This window comes from Solirubrobacter phytolaccae, assembly GCF_027587195.1.
Classification (GTDB): Bacteria; Actinomycetota; Thermoleophilia; order Solirubrobacterales; family Solirubrobacteraceae; genus Solirubrobacter; species Solirubrobacter phytolaccae.
The window spans coordinates 22,664-41,753 of the sequence record NZ_JAPDDP010000051.1 but is presented as its reverse complement, the minus strand read 5'-3'; the positions used below and the strand labels follow the sequence as shown (position 1 = coordinate 41,753).

General features: G+C 70.5%; 23 protein-coding genes. 15 read left to right on the top strand and 8 right to left on the bottom strand.

The window, feature by feature from the left end; genetic code table 11:
• Positions 1 to 51: 51 nt before the first annotated feature.
• The 5 genes from OJ997_RS23715 to OJ997_RS23695 all read left to right on the top strand — a co-directional run bounded on the left by OJ997_RS23715 (position 52) and on the right by OJ997_RS23695 (position 3,342).
• The gene (locus tag OJ997_RS23715; RefSeq protein WP_270027734.1) at positions 52 to 525 is read left to right on the top strand and encodes a hypothetical protein; all 474 of its coding nucleotides are present in this window, start codon (positions 52 to 54) and stop codon (positions 523 to 525) included.
• Between the two features lie 11 nt (positions 526 to 536).
• A complete protein-coding gene (gene mazG / locus OJ997_RS23710; protein ID WP_270027733.1) occupies positions 537 to 1,304 on the top strand; it encodes a nucleoside triphosphate pyrophosphohydrolase in 768 nt (255 codons plus the stop codon).
• Positions 1,301 to 2,575, top strand: a complete 1,275-nt coding sequence (eno, locus tag OJ997_RS23705; protein WP_270027732.1) for a phosphopyruvate hydratase — start codon at positions 1,301 to 1,303, stop codon at positions 2,573 to 2,575. The genes mazG and eno overlap by 4 nt, the downstream gene beginning before the upstream one ends.
• Positions 2,576 to 2,627: 52 nt before the next feature.
• Positions 2,628 to 2,921, top strand: coding sequence for an FtsB family cell division protein (locus OJ997_RS23700; RefSeq protein ID WP_270027731.1), 294 nt, complete (start codon positions 2,628 to 2,630; stop codon positions 2,919 to 2,921).
• A gap of 100 nt (positions 2,922 to 3,021) precedes the next feature.
• Positions 3,022 to 3,342, top strand: coding sequence for a hypothetical protein (locus OJ997_RS23695; RefSeq protein WP_270027730.1), 321 nt, complete (start codon positions 3,022 to 3,024; stop codon positions 3,340 to 3,342).
• On the opposite strand, the gene OJ997_RS23690 is transcribed toward OJ997_RS23695, so the two are convergent.
• On the bottom strand, positions 3,335 to 3,964 hold the full coding sequence (locus OJ997_RS23690) for a GNAT family N-acetyltransferase (RefSeq protein WP_270027729.1): 630 nt from the start codon (positions 3,962 to 3,964) through the stop codon (positions 3,335 to 3,337). The two genes, OJ997_RS23695 and OJ997_RS23690, sit on opposite strands and share 8 nt — an antisense overlap.
• A gap of 79 nt (positions 3,965 to 4,043) precedes the next feature.
• Positions 4,044 to 4,646: a hypothetical protein gene (locus OJ997_RS23685; protein WP_270027728.1), complete on the bottom strand. Its 603-nt coding sequence runs from the start codon at positions 4,644 to 4,646 to the stop codon at positions 4,044 to 4,046.
• A 166-nt stretch (positions 4,647 to 4,812) separates the two neighbouring features.
• Here OJ997_RS23685 and csrA point away from each other — a divergent pair, with 166 nt between their 5' ends.
• Positions 4,813 to 5,046, top strand: a complete 234-nt coding sequence (gene csrA, locus OJ997_RS23680; RefSeq protein ID WP_121249441.1) for a carbon storage regulator CsrA — start codon at positions 4,813 to 4,815, stop codon at positions 5,044 to 5,046.
• 12 nt (positions 5,047 to 5,058) lie between these two features.
• Here csrA and OJ997_RS23675 read toward each other — a convergent pair whose 3' ends face one another.
• A complete protein-coding gene (locus OJ997_RS23675) occupies positions 5,059 to 5,304 on the bottom strand; it encodes a hypothetical protein (RefSeq protein WP_270027727.1) in 246 nt (81 codons plus the stop codon).
• 42 nt (positions 5,305 to 5,346) lie between these two features.
• Between OJ997_RS23675 and OJ997_RS23670 the strand changes: the two genes are divergently transcribed.
• A complete protein-coding gene (locus tag OJ997_RS23670; RefSeq protein WP_270027726.1) occupies positions 5,347 to 6,828 on the top strand; it encodes an NAD-dependent malic enzyme in 1,482 nt (493 codons plus the stop codon).
• 2 nt (positions 6,829 to 6,830) lie between these two features.
• Here OJ997_RS23670 and OJ997_RS23665 read toward each other — a convergent pair whose 3' ends face one another.
• Positions 6,831 to 7,754, bottom strand: coding sequence for a 2-deoxy-5-keto-D-gluconate 6-phosphate aldolase domain-containing protein (locus tag OJ997_RS23665; RefSeq protein ID WP_270027725.1), 924 nt, complete (start codon positions 7,752 to 7,754; stop codon positions 6,831 to 6,833).
• 75 nt (positions 7,755 to 7,829) lie between these two features.
• Between OJ997_RS23665 and OJ997_RS23660 the strand changes: the two genes are divergently transcribed.
• Together OJ997_RS23660 and OJ997_RS23655 are read left to right on the top strand one after the other, a co-directional pair.
• The gene (locus tag OJ997_RS23660; RefSeq protein WP_270027724.1) at positions 7,830 to 8,930 is read left to right on the top strand and encodes a carboxylate-amine ligase; all 1,101 of its coding nucleotides are present in this window, start codon (positions 7,830 to 7,832) and stop codon (positions 8,928 to 8,930) included.
• 54 nt (positions 8,931 to 8,984) lie between these two features.
• Positions 8,985 to 9,767 (top strand): rhomboid family intramembrane serine protease, encoded by a 783-nt coding sequence (locus tag OJ997_RS23655; protein WP_270027723.1) that lies wholly within the window; start codon positions 8,985 to 8,987, stop codon positions 9,765 to 9,767.
• A 3-nt stretch (positions 9,768 to 9,770) separates the two neighbouring features.
• On the opposite strand, the gene OJ997_RS23650 is transcribed toward OJ997_RS23655, so the two are convergent.
• Genes OJ997_RS23650 through OJ997_RS23640 form a run of 3 tightly spaced genes read right to left on the bottom strand, consistent with a single transcriptional unit; the run spans position 9,771 to position 13,218 of the window.
• Positions 9,771 to 11,981: an ABC transporter permease gene (locus tag OJ997_RS23650; protein ID WP_270027722.1), complete on the bottom strand. Its 2,211-nt coding sequence runs from the start codon at positions 11,979 to 11,981 to the stop codon at positions 9,771 to 9,773.
• Between the two features lies 1 nt (position 11,982).
• Positions 11,983 to 12,708: an ABC transporter ATP-binding protein gene (locus tag OJ997_RS23645; RefSeq protein WP_270027721.1), complete on the bottom strand. Its 726-nt coding sequence runs from the start codon at positions 12,706 to 12,708 to the stop codon at positions 11,983 to 11,985.
• Positions 12,709 to 12,711: 3 nt separating this feature from the next.
• The gene (locus tag OJ997_RS23640) at positions 12,712 to 13,218 is read right to left on the bottom strand and encodes a helix-turn-helix transcriptional regulator (protein WP_270027720.1); all 507 of its coding nucleotides are present in this window, start codon (positions 13,216 to 13,218) and stop codon (positions 12,712 to 12,714) included.
• 108 nt (positions 13,219 to 13,326) lie between these two features.
• Between OJ997_RS23640 and OJ997_RS23635 the strand changes: the two genes are divergently transcribed.
• Positions 13,327 to 16,173 (top strand): PQQ-dependent sugar dehydrogenase, encoded by a 2,847-nt coding sequence (locus OJ997_RS23635; protein ID WP_270027719.1) that lies wholly within the window; start codon positions 13,327 to 13,329, stop codon positions 16,171 to 16,173.
• Here the strand turns inward: OJ997_RS23635 and OJ997_RS23630 are convergent.
• Positions 16,148 to 16,738, bottom strand: a complete 591-nt coding sequence (locus OJ997_RS23630; RefSeq protein WP_270027718.1) for a TetR/AcrR family transcriptional regulator — start codon at positions 16,736 to 16,738, stop codon at positions 16,148 to 16,150. The two genes, OJ997_RS23635 and OJ997_RS23630, sit on opposite strands and share 26 nt — an antisense overlap.
• Before the next feature lie 63 nt (positions 16,739 to 16,801).
• Between OJ997_RS23630 and OJ997_RS23625 the strand changes: the two genes are divergently transcribed.
• The 5 genes from OJ997_RS23625 to OJ997_RS23605 are packed head-to-tail and all read left to right on the top strand — an operon-like array spanning position 16,802 to position 19,048.
• Complete coding sequence (locus OJ997_RS23625; RefSeq protein ID WP_270027717.1) at positions 16,802 to 17,131, top strand: hypothetical protein; 330 nt, start codon at positions 16,802 to 16,804, stop codon at positions 17,129 to 17,131.
• A complete protein-coding gene (locus OJ997_RS23620) occupies positions 17,132 to 17,818 on the top strand; it encodes a metal-dependent hydrolase (protein ID WP_270027716.1) in 687 nt (228 codons plus the stop codon).
• Positions 17,815 to 18,090 carry an Lrp/AsnC family transcriptional regulator gene (locus OJ997_RS23615; protein WP_270027715.1) on the top strand — a complete coding sequence of 92 codons (276 nt, stop codon included), beginning with the start codon at positions 17,815 to 17,817 and terminating at the stop codon, positions 18,088 to 18,090. The genes OJ997_RS23620 and OJ997_RS23615 overlap by 4 nt, the downstream gene beginning before the upstream one ends.
• Before the next feature lie 2 nt (positions 18,091 to 18,092).
• On the top strand, positions 18,093 to 18,716 hold the full coding sequence (locus OJ997_RS23610; RefSeq protein WP_270027714.1) for a hypothetical protein: 624 nt from the start codon (positions 18,093 to 18,095) through the stop codon (positions 18,714 to 18,716).
• Positions 18,713 to 19,048, top strand: a complete 336-nt coding sequence (locus tag OJ997_RS23605) for a tRNA-binding protein (protein ID WP_270027713.1) — start codon at positions 18,713 to 18,715, stop codon at positions 19,046 to 19,048. The genes OJ997_RS23610 and OJ997_RS23605 overlap by 4 nt, the downstream gene beginning before the upstream one ends.
• Positions 19,049 to 19,090: the final 42 nt, after the last annotated feature.

Sequence of the window (19,090 nt, the reverse complement as noted above, 5' to 3'; positions counted from 1 at the left end):
GCTGCCGCTGCTCGCGTACGGCCTGATCGCGTCTCGCCGGGCGGAGCGCACGTGACCGCTTGGCCTGCCGCCAAGGAGCTGCGCCTCGAGGGCGTGGTCGAGGGCCTGGTCGGCCTGTGCGTGCTCGTGGTGGCGCTCACGACCGGCGCGGACTACCTGTGGCTGGCGGGCGTCGTGGTCGCCGTCCTGCTCGCATCGACGGTATGGCGCCTCCGCGTGGAGGCCCGCGCGCTCGCCAGGGCCGAGCCGCTCCCGGCCGACACGCGTCCGCCGACCCGGTGGCAACTGCTCGGGCGGGTACCGATGGCCTTCGTGTCCGCGCTGTGCACGGCCTGTGTCGCCTTCATCTTCCCGCCGTTCCTCTTTCTCACCGTCGCCCTGCTCTTCGGCGTCGCCCTCCTGGCGTTCGCTCGCGCCACGGCGATCACGCGCTGGGAGCGCGCCCACGGTGGCCGGATCGTGCGCGTGCGCGAGGACACCTTCGGGCCCGAGCAGTACTTCGTCGTCTCCCACTCGGGGCACTAGCCTTCGGGCGCATGGAATCCGCTGGTGGTGACGCCGTCGCGCGTCTGGACGAGCTGACCCGCAAGCTGCGGCGCGAGTGCCCCTGGGATCGCGAGCAGGACGAGCGCTCGATCGTGCCGCACACGGTCGGTGAGGCGTACGAGCTGGCCGCCGCTGCGCAGTCGGGCGACGACGCGAAGATGGTCGACGAGCTCGGCGACGTGCTCTTCCAGGTGCACTTCCTGTCGCTGCTGCTCGAGGAGCGGGGGACGGGGTCGCTTGCGGAGGTCGCCGACCACGCGCACGCGAAGCTCGTGCGCCGGCATCCGCACATCTTCGGCGAGGTGGAGGTCGACTCGTCGGGCGAGGTGCTGAAGAACTGGGACCAGATCAAGAAGGGCGAGGACGGCCGTGAGCCGGGGATCTTCGGGGACGTGCCGGAGAACCTGCCCGGGCCGCTCTACGCCCTCAAGACGCAGCGCAGAGCGGCCTCCACGGGCTTCGACTTCGATCACGTGCCCTACGACGGCGTGACGGGCGAGCTGGAGGAGCTGGAGGCGGCCAAGACGCGCGAGGAGACGTTCCACGAGGTCGGCGACGTGCTGTTCGCGGCGATCAACGTGGCGCGCAAGCTCAAGGTCGACCCGGAGCTCGCGCTGCGGGCCTCCGCCGACCGGTTCCAGGAGCGGGTCCAGGCGGCGGAGGAGATCGCCAAGCGCGACGGGAAAGCGTGGGACGCGCTGGATACGGAGGCGCAACTCGGCTACTACACGCGAGCCCGTACCCTGCTGGAGAGATGAGCCAGATCGAATCCGTACACGCGCGCCAGATCCTTGACTCCCGCGGCAACCCCACCGTCGAGGTGGAAGTCACGCTGCGCTCTGGTGCCCACGGCCGCGCGGCCGTGCCCTCCGGCGCCTCCACCGGCGAGTTCGAGGCCACCGAGCTTCGCGACGGCGGCGACGCCTACCTCGGCAAGGGCGTCACGAAGGCCGTCGGCAACGTCAACGGCGAGATCGCCGAGACGGTCGCGGGCCTCGACGCCTCCGACCAGGCGGGCCTCGACGGCAAGCTGATCGAGCTGGACGGGACGGAGAACAAGTCCCGCCTCGGCGCGAACGCCATCCTCGGCGTGTCGCTCGCCACCGCTCGTGCGGCGTCCGTCGAAGAGAACCTGCCGCTGTGGCGCTACCTCGGTGGCGAGTCGGCGCACATCCTGCCCGTGCCGATGATGAACGTCGTCAACGGCGGCGCGCACGCCGACAACAACGTGGACTTCCAGGAGTTCATGGTCATCCCGGTCGGCGCGACCTCGTTCGCGCAGGCGCTGCAGACGGGCGCCGAGGTGTTCCACAACCTCAAGGCGACGCTCAAGAAGCGCGGCCTGAACACCGCCGTCGGCGACGAGGGTGGCTTCGCGCCGGACCTCGAGTCCAACGAGGCGGCGCTGCAGGCGCTGATCGAGGGCATCGAGGCCGCGGGCTACACGCCCGGCACCGACGTCGCGATCGCGCTGGACCCGGCCGTCTCCGAGATCTACAAGAACGGCAACTACGAGCTGGCCGGCGAGAGCCGCACGCTCAGCGCCTCCGACCTGGCCGCGTACTGGACCGACCTCGCCGCCCGCTACCCGATCCTCTCGATCGAGGACGGCATGGACGAGGAGGACTGGGACGGCTGGAAGCAGCTCACCGACTCGATCGGCGACAAGGTCCAGCTCGTCGGCGACGACCTGTTCGTGACCAACGTCAAGCGCCTGCAGAAGGGCATCGACACCGGCACGGCCAACTCGATCCTGATCAAGGTCAACCAGATCGGCACGCTGACCGAGACGCTGGCCGCGATCGACCTCGCCCGCTCCAACGGCTACACGGCCGTCATGTCGCACCGCTCGGGCGAGACCGAGGACACGACGATCGCCGACCTCGCCGTCGCCACGGGCTGCGGCCAGATCAAGACGGGCGCGCCCTCGCGCTCGGATCGCGTCGCCAAGTACAACCAGCTGCTGCGCATCGAAGAGGCCCTCGGGGCCGACGCGACCTACCCCGGTCGCTCGATCTTCCGCTCCTGATCCATTCGTTGCAGAGGAAGGACGCCTGCCGCGTCGAACGAACGCGGCAGGTATGCCTCCCCGCCGTACCCTCGGGATTCGCTGGGACCGCCTTGGACGCTGGGCGCTCCTTGGTGTCTTCGCGCTCGTCCTCTACCTCTACATCGGTCCCGCGCTGACCTGGATCTCCACCTACAAGGAGGCCGCGCGTCAACGTGACGCCGTGGCCACGCTCCGCGCCGAGAACGACAAGCTGCGCGAGCGCAAGGCCGAGCTGCGCGCCCCCGGCGCGATCGAGCGCGAGGCGCGCCGCCTCGGCATGGTCAAGGCCGGTGAGCGGGCCTACATCGTTGAGGGCTTGAAGTAGCCCCCGTAACGTCGACCGGACGTCGGATTCGCCGCCGGGGCCCAGACACAGCCGGGGCCCAGGGGCGAAGACGATGGGAGGGCGAAATACACTGTTCTTTGTGTCGTCGTACGAGACTGCACGGGAGCAGTGGGATCAGGGGGTGCGCCGGCTCGACGATGCGTACCCCGAGCAGGTCCCCACGCTGGAACGCGTGACTCGCGCCATCCAGAGCGAGATCCGCCGCCGGGTCGGCGGCGCGTTCACCCTCGACGAGCTCGTCGAGCTCTATGACGAGGGCACCGGCTGGTGCACCGACCTCGCGGTCGAGGAAGCGCCGGACGAGCCGTTCGCGTGGGACGCGCGGATCGTCGCCGACGCCGCGTTCGGTCGCTACGCCCGCGGGGCGCGCGACTTCGCCGGCGGGCGCCGCATCACCTAGCCGGCGTGCGCACGAAGTTGTAGTAGCGCCACGCGGTGACGAACCCGAGGCGCTCGTAGAGCGGCCGTGCCTGACCCTCGTCGTCGGTCACGATCCACGCGACGTCCTCGCCGCCCGCCGCCAGCGCCGCGCCGACCAGCGACGCGCCGACACCGTCCCCGCGAGCATCCGGCGTGACGAAGAGGCCTTCGATCTCGATCGCCCCCGGTCCGGGAGCCAACGTGACGAAGCCGTCGGCGCCGACCATGAACGCCCGCATGCCACGCCGCGCCCACACGGGCTCCTGGGCGGCCATGAAGGCCGCGTCACCGTGCTCGCCGTACCACTCGAGGCGCAGGGGGCGGGTGGCGTCCAGCGGCACCTCGCGCACGTCGTGTGCGACCGGCGAGGGAGGGCCCACGCGGCGCATCATCGTGTAGCGCTCGGTCAGCCAGCCCGCGGCGTCGAAGAACGGCCGCGTGGCTTCCCCCGTGGCCTCGTCTTCGACGTAGAGCTTGCGGTGCTCGCAGTCGGCCAGGTACCGGTCCGCGGCGGCGAGCATCGTCTCCGCGGGCACGCCCGCTTCCTCGACGCGCACCACGTTGATGTCCCAGTAGTTCGGGACGGAGGGTGTGCGCAGCACCGAGCCGTGTCGCCACGGCTCGACGCTGTCACATTGCAACGCATCCTGCGACCGCCGCCAGGCGATCGCGGCAGACGCGTCAGTCTTCGTCGGAGTCCTCGCTCGCGCCGGCGCGGCGGATCACGATCTGGTCTTCCTCGATCGTGATCTCGACAGGACGGTGGCCCGCCCAATGCTCGGCGTAGATCGGATCATCCTGCACAGCGGGGTCGAGCCACAGTCCGTAGCCCTCCTCGCCATGGTCGAACGTGCCTTCGAGCGGACCCGCGGGTGCGGAGCGGCGCCGTGACCGGCCACCCCGACGACGCGAACCGCGCTTGGGCTTGTCATCTTCATCATCCGCGGCGGCGGCTGCCTCAGCTGCAGCGGCGGCGGCGGCTTCTTCCTTTTCAGCGGCTTCACGTGCTGCCTGTTCGGCGGCACGGGCCTCTTCTTCAGCCTTGCGCTTGGCATCCGCTTCGAGCTCGGCGGCGATCTGCGCGTCATCTTCTGCGCGCAGGTCCACCTCCTCGACGGCGGCGCCGTTTTCATCGGCGTCGGGCTCAAGGCCCTGCTCGCGCTTGAAGGCTTGGATCTGCTGGACGGTCACTTCCAGCTGGTGTGCGATCCACGCGTCGGTGCGACCCTGTCGCACCCACCCGCGGATCTGGTTAAGCTGAGGACGCAGGGACCGGCGGCTCATAAGAGGCCCGGAGACTAGCGCATAGGGTCCAACCTCTAAGGGGCTCATCGGGTGCACGCCCCATACCGGATACTCCAACCACTACTAGCCTCACCAGTGCTCACCACGCGGACAGAAGCGGGTCTGCCCCGTGGGACGAGTCAGAATTCGCCAGGGAGGCGGCGGCATGCTGGTACTGACACGTAAGTCCAACCAGTCGATCATGATCGGCGACGACATCGAGGTCTCCGTCCTGTCGATCATGGGCGAGAAGGTCCGTATCGGCATTCAGGCCCCTCGGGATATTCCGGTATTCCGCAAGGAGGTCTACCTGGAGATCCAGCAGGAGAACGTGGCCGCGGGCGCGAGTGCGCGCGCCGAGGTCGACGACGCGCTCAAGCGTCTGAGCGCGAACAAATAGACAGGGACGTGCTCAGCTGGGGCTGAGCACGTAATACAGCGTCGTGAACATCGCGTACGTCACGATCGCGGCGGTCGCGATCAGGACGAGCACGAGCAGGAAGAAGCGCATCGACCCGTGGCGGTGGGTGCGCTTCGCGTGCCGTTCGGCCGCGCGGCGCTCCGCTCGCTTGCGGAGGTTCTCGCGACGCTCGCGGTCGTCCTCGATCTCTTCGAAGAACTGGTCCTCGATCTCGGCGATGCTCTGACGCATGCGCATGATGGAGTAACCATAACGTCTGGCGTGACACCATCAGGCGTCATGTCCAGCCTGCAGGCGCCCGCGGGGCTTCAACCCTCGGCCTCCTACTCCTTCACGATGCGCATCGAGCTGCGCCAGCTGCCGGGCGCGTTCGCCTCCGTCGCGCACGCGGTCGGAGCCGAGGGCGCGATCCTCGGCGCGATCGACCTCGTCCGCGTCGACCAGCGCGGCGTGACCCGAGACGTGACCGTCGCCTGCGTGGACGCGCAGCACGGCGAGCGCGTCGTGAACGCCGTGAAGGCGCTGGACGGCATCAAGGTCGTCAGCGTCTCCGACCGCACGTTCCTGATGCACAAGGGCGGCAAGATCGAGGTCGTCGGCAAGGTGCCGATCAAGACCCGCGACGACCTCTCGATGGCCTACACGCCGGGCGTGGCGCGCGTCTCGAGCGCGATCGCCGCCGACCCGGAGGCCGCCTGGACGCTGACGATCAAGGGCCACACGGTCGCGGTCGTCTCCGACGGCACCGCCGTGCTCGGCCTCGGCGACATCGGCCCCGAGGCCGCGATGCCGGTGATGGAGGGCAAGGCGATGCTCTTCAAGGAGCTGGGCGGCGTCGACGCCTTCCCGCTGTGCGTGAACACCACCGACGTGGACGAGATCGTCAAGCTCGTCGAGCAGGTCGCGCCGACGTTCGGCGGCATCAACCTCGAGGACATCGCGGCGCCGCGCTGCTTCGAGATCGAGCGGCGGCTGAAGGAATCGCTGGACATCCCGGTCTTCCACGACGACCAGCACGGCACCGCGGTCGTCGTCCTGGCGGCGCTACTGAACGCGCTGCGCGTCGTGCGCAAGCGCGCCGAGGACGTGCGTGTGGTCGTCGTCGGCGCGGGCGCGGCGGGCCTGGCGTGCGCGAAGATCATCCTCGAGCACGGCGTCGAGGACCTCATCTCGTGCGACATCAACGGCATCCTGCACCCGGATCGCCCGGACCTGGAAGGCGAGCTGGCGGCGATGGCGGCGCGCACGAACAAGCGCGGCCTCAGGGGCACCGCGAACGACGCGCTGGTCGGCGCGGACGTCGTGGTGGGGGTGAGCGCGCCCGGCGCGTTCTCCGCCGACGCGGTCAAGACGATGGCCAAGGACGCGATCGTGTTCGCGATGGCCAACCCGACGCCCGAGGTGCAGCCCGAGGCGTGCTGGGAGCACGTGACGATCATGGCCACGGGCCGCAGCGACTACCCGAACCAGATCAACAACGTCCTGGCGTTCCCGGGCATCTTCCGCGGCGCGCTGGACGTGCGCGCCCGGGGGATCGACGAGGCGATGAAGCTCGCCGCCGCCCGCGCGATCGCGAGCGTGATCCCGGAGGAGGAGCTCGGGCCGGAGTACATCGTGCCGAGCGTGTTCAACCGCAACGTGGCGCCGGCCGTCGCCGCGGCGGTGGCCGCCGCGGCGATCGAGTCGGGCATCGCCCGCCGTGAGCGGCTCCCGGTGCAGGGAGCGCCGCCCACGGAGGAGATGAAGCTGCCGGGCTTCTAGAGCTAGGCGCTGACCGACGAGGAAGCCTCGTCGTAGACCTTCACGAAGCGCAGGTAGTTGTCGGCGATCTTCTGGGACTGCTCCTCACGGTCGCCACCGTCGAGGTAGGCCTTGAGCGGGTTCCACCAGATCGAGCGGCCGATGGCGAAGCCGATGAAGCCCTCGACGGGCGCGGCGGCCTGCAGCCACTGGTCGACCTTCTCGTCCGACGCGCCACGGCCGAGGAGGACGCTCTTGACGTTCTCGCGACCCTCGCCCTTGCGGGCCTGGTCGGAGAGCAGCTGCGCGTCTTCCTGCGTGTCGACGCCTTCGATCTTCCAGATGTCGACCTCGACACCCTCGTTCTGGAAGTGCTCGATGACGCGACGCATGAGCTCCGGGCGCAGCTCGGCGTCGTAGCGGTCGGTGTCGCCGCCGACGGACTCCAGCTGGGCCGGCTCGGCCGGGACGAGCAGCTCGAAGAGGAACTTCTTGCCGTTGGCGTGCAGCCAGTCGGCGAGCTCCTTCAGGCGCTTGGTCTGACGCTCGTTCATCTCGGCGTCGCCGTCCGGGTTGTACCGGACGAGCACCTTGGTGGCGAGCAGGTCGTACTTCTCGATGTGGGCGGGGAAGTCCTCGCCGTACTCGAACTGGAACTCGTTGACGCCCGACTTCTCGGCCGGCATCGTGAGCGACAGGCCGTGCTCCTTGGACGTCTCGGGGATCGTGCCGCCGAACTGCTCGTCGACCAGCACGCCCGCCGTCTTGGGATCGAGACCGGCCTTGACGGCCTTCTCGACGCCTTCGTAGATCAGCTGCTTCGCGTCGACGATGATCTTGGTCTCGTCAGGCGTGGGGTCGCCCTCGATCCCGAACATCTTCTTCTGGAACGACCCTCGGTGATCGAAGGCCAAGATGTAGAGCTTCCCGTCGTAACCGAGGGCCATCAGTCTTCACTCCTCTTTTGCTTAGAACCCGGACCAAGTATGAACGCTCTCTGGGCTCGTACTCTTCCCGACCACATGGAGCCGAAGTTCACCGGCCCCGCGTACACGGTCGGCATCGAGGAAGAGCTGATGATCCTCGACCCCGACTCGTACGCGCTGGTCAACGCCATCGACGACCTGCTGGAAGACTCGCCGGACGGCCAGATCAAGCCGGAGCTGATGGAGTCCGTGCTCGAGATCTCGACCAACCCGTGCGCGGATCTGCGCGAGGCCGGGGCGGCGCTGCGGTCGCTTCGGCGTCAGGTTAGAGACACCGCGGACAAGAAGGGGCTCGCGATCGGCTCGGCCGGCACGCACCCGCTCGCGCGCTGGGAGGACCAGCGGATCACGGCCGCGCCGCGCTACCGCGACCTCGTCCAGGAGCTGCGCTTCGTCGCCCGCCAGGAGATCATCTTCGGCCTGCACGTGCACATCGGGCTCGACGACCCGAACAAGGCGATCCACGTCGCCAACGGGATGCGGGTGCACGTGCCGATCCTGCTCGCCCTGAGCGCCAACTCGCCCTACTGGCGCGGCGACGACACCGGGCTCGCCTCCACGCGCATGCCGATCTTCCGCGCCTTCCCGCGCGTCGGCATCCCGCCCTATTACAAGGACTGGGACGACTACCAGGAGCGAATCGCGTTCATGGTCGACACCGGCGTCATGGAGGACTACACCTGGCTCTGGTACGACGTGCGGCCGCATCCGAACTTCGGCACGGTCGAGATCCGCGCGATGGACGCGCAGACGCACGTCGAGCACACGCTCGCCCTCGCGGCGCTGATCCAGGCGATGGTCAAGGAGCTCTCCGAGCACTTCGAGGCGGGCAAGGAGCTCGCCCCGTACCCGTACGAGATGCTCGACGAGAACAAGTGGCTCGCCTCCCGGCACGGGCTCGAAGGCAACCTCGTCGACCTCCCGCACCGCGAGACGGTGTCCGCGAAGGCTCTCGCGGAGCGGCTGCTGGACCGGCTGCGCGAGCACGCGCAGGACCTCGGAGCCGAGGCCGAGCTGGACGGGATCAAGGACCTCCTGGAGCGCGGCAACGGCGCCCAGAGGCAGCGCAAGGTGTACGAGGCGAACCGCGACTACAGCGAGCTGTTGCAGGACATCGTCGAGGCCACAGGTAGCTGAGCACCAATTGGCGTCGAGCCGGGCGCGCGGGCGGCGTAGACTTGGATGCCCCTCATGAGCAGCGGTCCAGACCTCTACCTCGTCTGCAAGAGCTGTGGCGCCGAGGTGTCGCCGTACATCACCGAGTGTCCGTACTGCGGAACCCGGATCCAGAAGCGCGCGCCCAAGCTCGATCGTGGTGGCGTGCCCAAGGCGGCGAAGGCCAAGCGCGCGCGTCCACAGCTGCCGCGCCTGCGGCCGAACGAGATCCCCGGCATCCGCGCCGATCAGCGCGCGTGGGCCGTCTGGCTGCTCGTCCTGGCGCCGCTCGTCGTGACCGTGGGGATCATCTCCAGCCTCATCCCGCTCGGGCCGTTCAACTACGGGCAGGGGATCGACGAGCCGTGGCGCGCGTTCACGTCGCTGTTCGGCTATGCGCGCGTCAACGACAAGTTCCAGATCGTCTCGGCCTCGGGCTATGAGTTCGTGAGCGTCGGCGCGATCGCGCTGTTCGGCTGGCTGCTCGAGAAGCGCCACGGCTGGTGGGCGGTCCTGCTGGTCTTCTTCGTGTGCGGCGCGGGCGGCGCGTACGTCGCCGTCGAGTTTGCGGACGAGGGCATCGCGCGTGGCGCGAACGGCGCGGCGCTCGGCCTGCTCGCGGCCTGGGCGATGCGCGACGTGCTCGGCCGCCGCAGTGGTCGTGAGGACGAGAGCGACCTGCTCGGCGTGCTCGCGATCGCGGCCGTCCTCGTCCTGCTGCCGCTGGCCTCCACGGAGGCGTCCGGGATCGCCGGCATCGTCGGCGGCGTCGCGGGCATGATCTTCGGGGTCGTGTTCGCGCGGCTCCGCGTCCGCTAGCTCCTACTCGGCCCGCAGCACGGTCGCGGTCGACGTGCGCGCCGCGGTGCGGCCGGGCACGAAGCTCGCCAGCGCCGTGACGGCGAGCACGAACGGCACGCACAGGGCGAGCGCGAACGGGCCGGGCGTGCCGATCACGTCGGTGCCCTCGCTCGGGTTCATCCCGGTCATCACGCCGCGGAAGATCAGCAGCCCGAGCGGGATGCCGACCACGATCGCGATCGCGCCCAGCGCCGCCCCGCCGGCGTTGACGACGCCCAGCACGCCGCGCGGCGTCAGGCCGACGGCCTTGAAGATCGCGAAGTCCCGGGCACGTTCGCGGGTGACGAGCAGGAGCGTGGCGAGCAGGTTCACGAGGCCGACGGCCACGAGCAGGAGGCTCGAGCCGAACAGGATCGGGCGGATGTCGGCGCGTTCGCCGCGGACCTCCTCCTCGGGGAGCTCGGCCTGGGCGCCGGTCGCGCCTTCGATCCGGCGGGCGGCGGCGGCCTGGTCGGAGCCGGGGGTGAAGTTCGCGATCACGGCGGCGGCCTCGACCGGCTCGGGAAGGCTTGCGGCGGGGAAGATCAGGACCTCGCCGTCGTTGTCGGGCTCGACGTGGCGGCCCACGAGCGTGAGCGTGACCGGGCGGCCGGAGACCTGGACGGTGAGGCGGTCGCCGACGTCCAGGCCGAGCGCGTCGTAGAGCCCGCGGCCCGCGATCGCCTCGCCGGGCTTGGCGAACATCCGGCCGTCGGGGACGGCGTAGGAGAAGGCCTGGAAGCCGTCGCCGAGGACGCGCGCCTCGAGCTCGCCGCGCGGGCCGGTGACCTGCAGGCCGGCGACGGTGGTGGCGGCCGCGACGTCCGCGTCGTCTTGCACGGCCGCGAGCGCCTGCGGGGCCTCCACGCGCACGTCCCACGGCTTGGCGCGCAGCGCGGGGTCGTCGATCACGCGGTGGAACGTCGCCTCGACCGACAGCGCGGCGACGAGCGTGACGACCATGAAGGTGAGCGCGGCGATCGTCAGCGTCGCCCGCGAGCGGCTCGTGAACGCGTCCTTGACGCCGAGCCGGGCGACCGTCGGCAGGCGCAGTGCGGCGGCGAGCCGCGCGGCGCGGGAGGCGTGGCCGGAGCCGCCGGCGCGGCCGAGCGCGAGCGCGTCGACCGTGTTCACGCGGCCGGCCCGCAGCGCCGGGATGGCGGTGAAGAGCGCGACGGCGGCGAGGACGAGGACCAGCGCGAGCAGCAGCGGGAGCGGACGGAGCGCGCTCGGCGTGGGCGTCGCAAGCACGTTCGCCATCGGCTCGAGCAGCAGCGGCGCGATCGCCGCGCCCGCGATCAGCCCGAGCAGCGCGGCCACGAGCCCGATCGCGAGGTACTCGCCGACGAGCAGCGCGACGACGCCGCGCGGCGTGAAGCCGACCGCCTTGAGCATCCCGATCTCGCGCCGCTGCGCGAGCACGCGTCCGCTGATGACCGTCGCCACCGTGAAGCCGACCGCGAACAGCGCGAGCAGCGTGTTGATCCCGATCACGATCGCGTTCGTGCGCGTCTGGTCGGTGATCGTGTCGCGCACGCCGTGCCAGTCGGTGAACGCGAGCCGCGTGCCCGGCAACGCGCGCCGGGCGGCGGCCGCGAACGCGTCGGTGGCCTCGGGGTCTTGCAGGCGCACGCCGACCCGGCGGCCGGGCGCGTCGACGGCCGGCGCCCAGACGAGGCCCGGGTCCCAGCGCGGATAGGTCGCCTGCTCGGTCGTGACCGCCAGCCCGACGACCGTGCCGAGGGCGAACCGGTCCCCGACGTGGAGGCCCGTCTCGCGCGCGAAGCTGCGTTCGACCAGGAGCTCGCCGGGCGCGGCCGGGCGCCGGCCCTCGGTGACGTGTGGCCGGTCCACGGGCGCGTTCGTCGCCGGCAGCGTCTCGAGCCCGACCTCGACCGTCGTCCCGCCGAGGCGCGCTTGATCGTTGCGGCGGGAACGCACGTCGGACGCGACGACCCCGGGGAGCGCGGCGAGCCGCGCGACGTCGGCGTCGCTCAGCTCGCCGTACACCGCCATGTGCGCGCCGCGCGTCTCGGCCATCGCGTCCGCGAACGGATCGTCGAGCCCGGCCCGAAGCGCGAGCGTGACGACGAGCGCGGTCGCGGCGGCGAAGATCGCGACCGCGGTGAGGGCCGTCTGGCCGGGCCGCGCGAGCAGGTCGGCGCGAGCGAGCCGGAAGAAGGCGGTGCGCATCTCACACCTCCAGCTGCATCAGGCGTGAGACGGACGTGGCGTCGCCCTGCTCCAGGCGCGTCTCGTGGGCGACCGCGCCGTCGCGCATCGCGAGCACGCGGTCGGCGCGGGCGGCGACCCGGGCATCGTGGGTGACGAGCACGATCGTCTGGCCGCGCTCGTCGTGTGCCTCGCGCAGGACGGCCATCACCTCGCGGGCGCTCGCGGAGTCCAGCGCACCGGTCGGCTCGTCGGCGAGCAGCACCTTCGGGCGGTTGATCAGCGCGCGGGCGATCGCCACGCGCTGCTGCTGGCCGCCGCTCAGACGGGTCGGCGACGCGTCCGCGAGCTCGCCGATGCCCAGCGACTCGAGCAGCTCGCCGCGTCGCACCCGCGCCTCCCGCGCCGACAGACCCGCGAGCAGGCCCGGCAGCTCGACGTTGTCGGCCACGGACAGGTTCCCGATCAGGTTGAAGAACTGGAAGACGAAGCCGAGCTCGTCGCGGCGCACGTGCGCCCAACGGGCCTCGGAGAAGCCGTCGACGCGGCGGCCGCCCAACTCGATCTCACCCGCGGTCGGCCGGTCCAGCCCGCCGAGCAGGTTCAGCAGCGTCGACTTGCCGCAGCCGGACGGGCCGGTCACGGCGACGAACTCGCCTTCTTCCACCGAGACGTCGATGCCGGCCAGCGCACGCACGCCGCCTTCGTACTCCCGCGTGAGGCCGCGCGTGACGATCACGGGCTCCATGGGTCAGCTCCCCAGTCGTTGTTCGCAGAGGTCCAGCCACTTCAGATCGGCCTCGAGGTGCAGGGCCGCGCCCTCGATCAGCAGCGCGGCGGTCTCGTCGCCGTTGGTGGTAAGCGCGACGTCGTCCAGCTCCCGCAGGGCCTGCAGGTAGGCGTCGCGCTGGCGGGCGATCAACTCGGCCGGGTCCGCGATCCCCGCGGCCCGGGCGAGCACCAGCTTGATGAAGAAGTCGTCCTTGAGCCGCGCCGCGGGGGTGGCGTCGGCCACCCAGCCGCCCAGCTCCGCGCGGCCGGCCTCGGTCAACGAGTACACGCGCTTGTTCGGCCGCCCATTCTGCGCGACGGCGTCGTCGCCCACCAGCCCGTCGCGCTCCAGGCGCGAGAGCGTCGTGTAGATCTGCCCCGCGTTGATCGGCGGGAGCACGGATCCGAACCGCTGCTCCAGCGCCTGCTTGAGCTCGTACCCGTGAGCGGGTCCACCGGCAAGCAAGGCGAGGAGCGGGAAACGCATCTAGATACTCGTTATATATACCGAGTATCCACTTGTCAAACCGAGTGATCGCTCGGTACTTTGGTCTGGTACTCACGCAAAAGGGGAGAGGGAGAAGTGAGACGGACCATGACCGGGCTGCTGCTCGCAGCCACGGCACTCGTCGGCGTGCCTGCGACGGCCAGCGCGCAAGGTGCACCCCCGGCGGATGACCGCTTCGAGGTCAGCCTGCTGGACCGCAACATCACGCAGGGCATCCGGATCGAGACGCTGCCCGACGGGCGTGTCCTGCTCGCCGAGCGCGACGGCCGCCTGAAGCTCTTCAAGCCCGCCACGGGCACCACCGTCGTCGCCGGGCAGCTCGCGACGGGCGTGCCCGGCGAGCTGGGCTTCGTCGGCCTCGCGGCGGCGCCCGACTTCGCCACCTCGCACCACATCTACGCGCACTACGTCCCGACGGCGCCGGCCTACGCGGTCAGCCGAATCAGCCGCGTGAGCCGCTTCACGCTCACCGGCGACACGCTCGACCTCGCCTCCGAGAAGCCGATCTACAACGTCCAGCACCCGGCCTACGCCGGTGGCGGCCACAGCGCGGGCGACCTCGAGTTCGCGCCCAACGGCGACCTTTACATCGCCACGGGCGACAACACCGGCTGCTGCGCGAGCTTCGGCTACCCGCCGATGGACGAGCGCCCGGGCCAGATCGCCAACGACGCCCAGGCCACCTCGGCCAACACGAACAACCCGAACGGCAAGATCCTGCGCATCCATCCGCGCAGCGAGCCGGGCGCGACCGTGGGCGAGGGCAGCACGTACGACATCCCGGCGGGCAACCTGTTCACCGGCGCCGAGGACGGCGGCGGCAAGACCCTGCGCGAGATCTACGCGATGGGGCTGCGCAACCCGTTCACGATCGGCGACGCGACCTCCAGCGGCGAGCTGTGGTTCGCCGACTACGGCCCGGACGCGACGCTCGCCGACGCCACGCGCGGGCCCGCCGGCCACGTCTCGATGATCCGCACGACCAAGCCCGCCAACTTCGGCTGGCCCTATTGCTACGTGCCCGGCCAGCCCTACGGCGACTGGGACTACGTCGCGGGCGCGTCACGCGGCTTCTACGACTGCGGCAACCTCGTCAACAACTCGCCGAACAACCTCACCCCGGCCGCGGGCACGTTCGTCAACCCGGGCCTGCTCGACATCCCGGACAACACGGCGCGCACGATGTGGTGGACCTACAGCGCGGGCTCGCCCACGACCCCCTTCGAGGACCTGTTCGGCGGCGGCGCGATGGCCGGGCCGAAGTACACCTACGACGCGAGCAACCCGTCGACGTCCAAGTTCCCGGCGTGGTTCGACGGCCGCTACTTCTTCTTCGACTGGACCACGGACTGGGTCGCGACCGCGGCCTTCAACGGCGACGGCTCCGTCAAGGACCATGAGTTCTTCCTGCCGGTGCACACGTTCGTGAAGCCGATGGACATGCAGTTCGGCGCCGACGGCGCGCTCTACGTGCTCGCCTACGGCAACGGCTGGGGCGCCAACAACGACGACACCGGGCTCTACCGCGTCACCTACGCGGCCGGCAACCGCCGTCCGACGGTCAAGGCGAAGGCGGACAAGGACTCCGGCGGCACGCCGCTCACGGTCAGCTTCGACGCGACCGGCTCGACCGACCCCGACGGTGACGCGCTCACCTACAGCTGGGACTGGACCAACGACGGCACGGCCGACGCCACCGGCGTCACGGCGAGCCACACGTACACGACGGCCGGCCAGTACGTGGCCCGCCTGACGGTGACGGACGCCAATGGCGCGACCTCGATCCAGAACTTCCCGATCACGGTCGGCAACACGCGGCCGGTCGTGAAGATCGTCTCGCCCGCCGACGGCACGCCGCGCGCGCTCGGCCAGCCGCTCACCTTCAAGGTCGCGGTCAGCGACGCCGAGGACGGCACGAAGGCCGACTGCACGAAGATCGCCGTGACGCTCTCGCTCGGCCACAACTCGCACGCGCACCCGGACGTGACGGTCAACCCGGGCGCCGACTGCACGGCCACGGTCACGCCGGACCGCGACTCCGCGCACAACGGCAACCTGTACCTGTTCACAGTGCTCGAGGCGACGTACACCGACCTCGGCAACGGCGACGCGCCCGCGCTCACCGCCACCGACGCGGCCGAGTACTCCCCGCCCACGCAGGCCACGAACGTCTACCCGCTCGGCGAGGGCACGGGCCTCTACACGGGCCAGACGTTCATGCAGGGCCCGGGCCACTGGTTCATGTTCCGCAACTACGACCTCGCCACGATCGGCGCGATCCGGATGAGCATCAGCTCGCGCGGCTCGGGCGGCACGATGGAGGTCCGCGCGGACTCGCCGACCGGCCCGCTGATCACGAGCGTCGTGATGCCGGACACCAAGCCGGCCGCCTCGCTCCAGCGCATCTACCAGGTGCAGACGGCCCTGCTCGACGCGCGCAAGCCGCAGGGCGCGCACGACCTGTACTTCGTGACGAAGTGGACCAACCCGGCCGAGCACGGTCCGAACGACCCGTTCCCGGAGATCTTCTTCAACACGTTCACGCTCGTGCCCTACGCGGCGTCGGTCGAGACACCGGGGACGGTCGGCGGCACGGTGCCGGCGACGCTCTCGCTCGCGCTGAGCGGGCCGGCCACGTTCGCGCCCTTCCAGCCGGGCGTGGCGAAGGAGTACACGGCGACGAGCGAGGCGACCGTGACCTCCAGCGCGGGGGACGCGACGCTGAGCGTGAGCGACCCCGGCCGCCTGACCAACGGCGCGTTCAGCCTCCCGCAGCCGCTGCGGGTGGAGCTCGGCACGGCGCAGTGGACCGCGCCGGTGGCCAACGCCAAGGTGCCGATCACGTTCAAGCAGGCGATCGGCGCCAACGACGCGCTGCGCACCGGCACCTACAGCCGGACGGTGACGTTCACGCTCTCGACGACGAGTCCGTAAACGAGTCCAGCAGCTCGCGGAGCGGGGTGACGAGGTCGAGCGCCCCGCCCGCGAGCAGGTACTGGAGCTGGATCCCGTCGAACATCGCCACGAGCTGGCGGGCGCACAGCTCGGGGCTCAGCTCGGGGCGGATGCGGCCGGCCGCCTGGTCGGCCGCGAACGCCTCGGTGATCCGCCCGCGGACGCGCTCGTAGCGCTCGACGAACCACACGTGCGCCGGATGCTCGGGCGCCACGCTCTCCGCGGCGAGGACCGTGAAGAGGCGGATGTAGGTCGGATCGGCCTCGTGACTGGCCGCGAGCGCCAGCCATGCGCCGGTGAACGAGCCGTCGGAGGTCTCCCGCGCCGCCTTCATCAGCTCGATCGAGCCGGCCTCGTAGTGATCGAGCACGGCCAGCAACAGGGCGGGCTTGGTCGGGTAGTGGTGGATCAGTCCCGCCTCGGAGATCCCCGCCTCCTGCGCGATCGTCGCCAGCGACACGCCGCGGTAGCCGTGCGCCGCGAACCGATGGAGCGCGATGTCGACCACCTGCGCGCGGCGCGCCTGGCCTTTGCGGCTCGTCATCCGACGAGCGCGCGCGGGTCGGCCGGGCGGAAGAAAGCCATCACGCTCGTATGATGGCCTGCAGTGGCCGAACGCCGTGCGTACACCGAGGCTGAGGTCGAAGCCGCCGTCCAGGCGCTCACCGACCCCGAGCAGCTCGACCAAGCCCAGCGGATCGTGGCGGCCAACGCCCCGACGCTGCAGCGGATCCTCAACATCGCGCTCAACGAAGCCGAGTGGTTCGGCTCCGCGCACCACGCGCAGGTGCTGGAGGCCGCCGGCAAGGCGGACATCGAGGAACGGCTCCAGGCCGTGCAGACGCTGCTCGCGGAGGAGATCCGCGTCACGATGATGATCGGGGCGGCGGTGGGCTTCGAGCTCGCGCACCAGCTGATCGACAAGGAGGACAGCTAGATGCCTGCAGACGTGCGGTGGCTGGGCCATTCGGCCTTCCATCTCTCCGGTGGCGGGGCCGACGTCCTCGTCGATCCGTTCCTGAACCACAACCCGAAGGCCGCGGCCAAGCCCGACGAGGTCCCGGCCGACGTGATCCTGGTCACGCACGGGCACGGCGATCACCTCGGCGACACGGTCGAGATCGCCACGCGTACCGGCGCGGTCGTCGTCGCCATCGTCGAGCTCGCCGCGGAGATCCGGGAGTCCGGCGTCGACGTGCGCGACCCCAACCTTGGCGGCACGGTCCAGTTCGACTGGGGCTGGGTCAAGCTCGTGCCGGCGTGGCACACGGCGGTGTCACCGGCCGGCACGGCGCACATGCCGGCGGGCCTGCTGATCCACTACGGCGGCCACCTCATCTACCACCTCGGCGACACGGCGCTGTTCAGCGACCTGAAGCTGATCGGCCAGCGCGGCGACAAGGTCGACCTCGCGCTCGTCCCGATCGGCGGCCATTACACGATGGATCGCTACGACGCGGTGACCGCGGTCGAGTTCATCAACCCGTCGCAGGTCATCCCGATCCACTACGACACCTTCGCGCTCGTGGCGACGGACGCCCAGGCGTTCAAGCAGGACGTCGAGCAGGCCGGCTACTCGCAGGTGTACGTGCTCAACCCCGGCGACACCCATCACGTCAAATGACCCACGCCGTCGTTCTCATCAAGGCCGAGCGTGAGGGCCTGGCGACGCTCGGCAGCCAGCTGGCCGACGTCGACGGCGTCGCCGAGGCGTACTCGGTCACCGGGCACTGGGACTTCGTCGCGATCCTGCGGGTGCGTGACCAGAAGGAAGTGCAGGACGTCGTGACCTCCCGGTTCTCCGCGCTCTCGGGCATCAAGGACACCGAGACGATGGTCGCCTTCGAGGCGTTCTCGCAGCACGACCTCGAGGCCCTGTTCTCCATCGGCAACTGAGCTTGCTCGTCGCGCCTGAACACCGCCCGACGCTCCAGGAGGAGCTCAAAGGTCTTCCCTCGCGCTCGCGCTGGGTGGCGATCGCGATCCTGGCGCTGCTGGTGCTGGCCGCGGCGGTGCTCCTGCTGCGCGGGTCGACCGAGGACGGGACGCGCACGGTCGTCCGCGAGCCGATCGCCTTCAACCTGCGCTACCCGGACTCGATGCAGCGCGTCGAGGACGACACCCTGTTCCACCTCCAGCGCGAGGGCAAGGACGACTTCATCGTCGAGCCGCTCGAGCTGCCCGCCTACGAGGGCGACGTCGGCGGCGTGCTGCCGATCGAGGCCTCGCGGGAGATCGACCGCCTCAAGGAGCGCTTCCCGGACCTCGAGCCGGTCGAGGAAGGCAAGGTGCGCATCAACCGTGTCGCGGGGTACTCGCTCGCGTTCCGCGCCTCCCGCAAACCGCGCCTCTACGGCCGCGTGGTGCTCCTGCCCGAGCCGGTGCCCGGCGCGCGCACCGGGGTGAAGCTGCTGCTGCTGGCCACGCCGGGTGGCGGCGCGAACAAGGCGCGCGACGTCGGCACCACCGGTGAGCTCAAGACGCCGTACCGCTCGTTCCGCTTCGGCACCGAGGGCCCATGACCGAGATCGACTACGACCACTTCGCCGCCGTCGACATGCGCGTCGGCCGGATCGTCGGCGTCGAGGACTTCCCGGAGGCGCGCAAGCCCGCCTGGAAGCTCACGATCGACTTCGGCGCGGAGCTCGGCGAGAAGCGCTCCAGCGCGCAGATCACGAACTACTCGCGCGACGAGCTGCTCGGGCGGCGCGTGGTGGGGGTCGTGAACTTCCCGCCGCGTCAGATCGGCCCGGTGCGCTCGGAAGTGCTCGTCCTCGGCGCCTCGGACGAGGCAGGGCGCGTGATCCTGCTCGCGCCCGACACCGACGTGCCGCTCGGCGCGCGGATTCACTGACCGCAAAGCGGGGCATCAACACACTCCGTGGCCACCACGGAG